This is a genomic window from Oleiphilus sp. HI0123, from assembly GCF_001635315.1.
Map to the genome: position 1 here is coordinate 1 of NZ_LWGE01001600.1, position 3,944 is coordinate 3,944.

Annotated in this window: 4 protein-coding genes; all 4 read right to left on the reverse strand. The window is 46.5% G+C overall.

Annotated features, from left to right (window positions below):
- Positions 1–143: 143 nt before the first annotated feature.
- On the reverse strand, positions 144–857 hold the full coding sequence (gene urtE, locus A3761_RS21475) for an urea ABC transporter ATP-binding subunit UrtE (protein WP_068513012.1): 714 nt from the start codon (positions 855–857) through the stop codon (positions 144–146).
- A gap of 2 nt (positions 858–859) precedes the next feature.
- A complete protein-coding gene (gene urtD / locus A3761_RS21480; protein WP_068740104.1) occupies positions 860–1,705 on the reverse strand; it encodes an urea ABC transporter ATP-binding protein UrtD in 846 nt (281 codons plus the stop codon).
- Entirely contained in the window at positions 1,702–2,862 is a 1,161-nt protein-coding gene (gene urtC, locus A3761_RS21485; protein WP_082870329.1) for an urea ABC transporter permease subunit UrtC, read from the reverse strand. The genes urtD and urtC overlap by 4 nt, the downstream gene beginning before the upstream one ends.
- Positions 2,859–3,944 (reverse strand): urea ABC transporter permease subunit UrtB (gene urtB / locus A3761_RS21490; RefSeq protein WP_068750845.1); only part of this gene is annotated, 1,086 nt, incomplete at its 5' end. The genes urtB and urtC, both read right to left, overlap by 4 nt.

A 3,944-nucleotide genomic window follows, 5' to 3' on the forward strand; every position in this document is an offset into this window, starting at 1 on the left:
GTCATTCCAAAGACCCCCGTCATTCCAAAGACCCCCGTCATTCCAAAGACCCCCGTCATTCCCGCGAAGGCGGGAATGACAGCGTTTTATGGAAATGTCTGTGGGTAACGATAAAAAAGAGTGTAGAGAGAGTAATAACCTCTTTATACAGCCAAGTACTTACTAATCAAGTCATCACTCAGCTTATCCATCGTGTCATTGGCCACGACACGGCCTCTATCCATTAGCCTAAAGGATTGTCCAACGCGTCGAGCAAAGCCAAGTTTCTGCTCTACAAGGATAACCGTCAAGCCTTCTTCTTCATTTAACTTCATCACAACATCGCCAATTTGTTTAACAATGTTAGGCTGAATACCTTCATTTGGCTCATCCAGAATTAACACCTTAGGCTCTATAATCAGCGCTCTGCCAATGGCCAACTGCTGTTGCTGGCCACCCGATAAGTCACCACCGCGGCGATGCATCATTTCGCCTAGCACAGGGAATAGATCAAAAATTTTCTGAGGAATTTCACCCGCGCCTTCCTGACCTTTTAAACGTCCCTTGCGAATAGGCAAACCCACACGTAAATTCTCTTCAACGGTTAGTAATGGAAAGATCTCCCGTCCCTGCGGCACATAGCCAATACCTGCGGGTGCTCGAGCTTCCGCTGTTTTTCCCTGCAAAGGCTGGCCATCCATTAATATTTCGCCATTGGTGACGGGAAGCAGCCCCATGATGGCCTTAAGTAAGGTAGTTTTACCGACACCATTACGGCCCATGATACAAGTGCGTGAACCTGGCTCGATCTGCATGTCCAAGTCCCAAAGGATTTGAGTGCCGCCGTAATGCTGATTAACCTTGTTTATTGAAATCATAATTAAGCCTCATCACCCGTTTCATCACCCAAATACACTTCCCTTACATCTTTATTATTTTGCACCTCGTCCATAGTCCCCTCTGCCAATACAGAGCCTTGATGCAATACCGTCACGGTTTTGGCAATTGATCGAACAAATTCCATATCGTGTTCAACGACCACGACGGTGTGTTCACCCGCTAAAGAGTTCAACAGCTCAGCGGTTCGTTCTGTTTCTTGTGCCGTCATGCCAGCAACCGGCTCGTCAACTAATAGCAAACGTGGCTCAGACGCGAGCAACATACCAATTTCCAACCACTGCTTTTGCCCATGTGATAAGGAACCTGCCAGCATCATACGGTGCTCTTTCAAGCCAATTGTTTCCAATACGTGGTCAATTCGGCCTATCTCTTCCGAACTAAGTGTAGAAAATAAAGTGGGCAGCACGCGCTTGTTTGTTTTTAGCGATAGCTCAAGGTTATCCAGAACTGTATGCGCTTCAAACACTGTGGGCTTTTGAAACTTTCGACCTATCCCTAGCTGAGCAATCTCTGCTTCATCTTTTTCCAGCAAGTTATGTGTTTGACCAAAATAAACCGAGCCTTCGTCACATTGGGTCTTTCCGGTAATCACATCCATCAAGGTCGTTTTACCTGCGCCATTTGCACCGATCAAACAGCGAAGTTCGCCATCGTTGATGTAGAGATTCATGTCATTCAGTGCTTTAAAGCCGTCGAAACTGACTGACAAGCCTTCGATATAGAGAATCACGTTCTTCGATACATCAACATGCACATCGTCTTCGCGCATGAAACTCCATACTTGGTCTCGACGCATCGTTTCTCTCGTGGTATCGAGTACATTCATGATGCTGTCTCCCCGGTTTCTAATTTATTCTTCTTTAGCGTTCGCTTGTCTCTGATTTGCTCCATTAAGCCCATCAGGCCTTTTGGTAAGTAAAGCGTAACGAAGACAAACAAGGCACCCAATGCGACTAACCAACCATCTGGCATAATCGCGGTGAATTTAGTCTTCGCAAAATTCACTAACAATGCACCGATAACTGCACCAATCAAAGTTCCTCGGCCACCTACCGCTACCCAGATCACCATTTCGATAGAGTTAATGGGTGAGAATTCACCTGGGTTAATAATACCGACTTGAGGAACGTACAAGGCACCCGCTACTGCCGCAATCACAGCTGAGTAGACGAACAACCAAACTTTATAGCGCTCAGTACGATAGCCAATAAAACGTGCTCTGTTTTCACCATCACGAATCGCGACAATAACCTTGCCAAAGCGTGATTTAAATATCGCATGACTGGCTAGCAACACTAAACACAATATGACTGAGGTGGCGACAAACAAACCAATTCGCGTGCTGTCTGCTTGTAAATCAAAGCCTAGTATCTCTTTGAAATCTGTTAAGCCGTTGGTCCCGCCAAAACCCATCTCGTTTCGGTAGAAAGACAGCATCAATGCATAAGTCAGTGCTTGCGTCATGATCGATAGATATACACCCGTGACTCGAGACCTGAATGCCAACCAACCGAACACGAAAGCTAGCAAGCCAGGCACCAATGCCACCATGATCATCGCAAACCAGAATTGATCCATACCCTGCCAGAACCAAGGTAGCTCTTGCCAATTCAGAAAGACCATAAAGTCAGGTAGCTCAGGGTGACCATAGACACCACGGTCACCAATCTGACGCATTAAATACATGCCCATGCCGTAGCCACCAAGCGCGAAAAATGCACCATGACCCAAGCTCAAAATACCGCAATAGCCCCAGATAATATCAACTGCCAAAGCCAGCATGGCGTAGCACAAGTACTTACCCAGCAAAGTTATGGTATAGGTGCTGACATAAAACACTGAACCTTCAGGCATCACCAAGTTACCGATAGAGGCAAGGAAAGTGATGGCGAGTAAAAGAATTACAAATGGAAAGGTTCGACTCCCCGGCTGACCTTCTCGGCCCATTAATCCGCGATCAAACAGCGTACTTAAAATACTCATTCTGCCGCTCTCCCCTTCTGTGGAAACAGTCCTTTCGGTTTTTTCTGAATAAACAAGATGATGAATACCAATACCAGGATACTTGCCAGTACCGCGCCAGTAACAGGCTCTAAGAATTTATTAGCGATACCCAAGCTGAAGCCTGCTACCAAGGTTCCCCATAGGTTTCCAACCCCGCCAAAGACCACCACCATAAAGGAGTCGATAATGTAAGCTTGACCAAGATTTGGTCCAACGTTCGTTAGCTGGCTTAGTGCCACACCCGCCATACCGGCGATACCCGAGCCTAGTCCGAAGGTCATCGCATCGACCCAGTCTGTGCGAATACCCATGGCTTTCGCCATATCACGGTTCTGAGCAACCGCACGAACATTCAACCCCAATGAGGTCTTATTCAAAATGAGCAACAATAGACCAAACACCAACAAGGCAAAGGCAAGAATGTAAAGACGGTTCATCGTAAGCGATAGAACCGGATTGATATCTAAAGAGCCACTCATCCAGCTAGGTGTTTCAACTTGACGGTTAAGTGGAGAAAATACGGTACGAACCAATTGCTGCAAGATAAGACTGATACCAAAAGTCGCCAGTAGCGTCTCAAGCGGGCGACCATGAAGGTGACGAATAACACCTCGTTCAATGCAGATGCCGACAAAACCCGAGACTAAGAAAGCAGCTGGAATAGCGACCCAAATCGAATAGTCGATAGCATTAGGCATCAGAAGCTGAACCACATAGGTGGTATAAGCGCCCAGCATGATCATCTCACCATGCGCCATATTAATAACGCCCATAACGCCAAAGGTAATTGCCAGGCCAATTGCAGCAAGCAAAAGGACAGAACCTAAGCTCAATCCGAAAAAGAGCTTATCGACAAACTGAAAGTTAGCGACTCGATCTTCAATCAGTGTTAACGCCTTTTGTGCCGCTGCCACAACGACTTCATCACTATCATTTTCAACAATTTTGGCGAGCAGATTCTTAATCTCATTTTCCAAACGACCTGCCAGGGTTTCAATTGACGCCAGTCGTTCTTCGCGAACTTTGCTGTTTTCTAAGGCATAAATAGCAAGTGCAACCCC

Coding starts and splice junctions, on each gene's coding strand:
- urtD (WP_068740104.1), bottom strand. CDS start 1,705: ATGAATGTACTCGATACCACGAGAGAAACGATGCGTCGAGACCAAGTA.
- urtE (WP_068513012.1), bottom strand. CDS start 857: ATGATTTCAATAAACAAGGTTAATCAGCATTACGGCGGCACTCAAATC.
- urtC (WP_082870329.1), bottom strand. CDS start 2,862: ATGAGTATTTTAAGTACGCTGTTTGATCGCGGATTAATGGGCCGAGAA.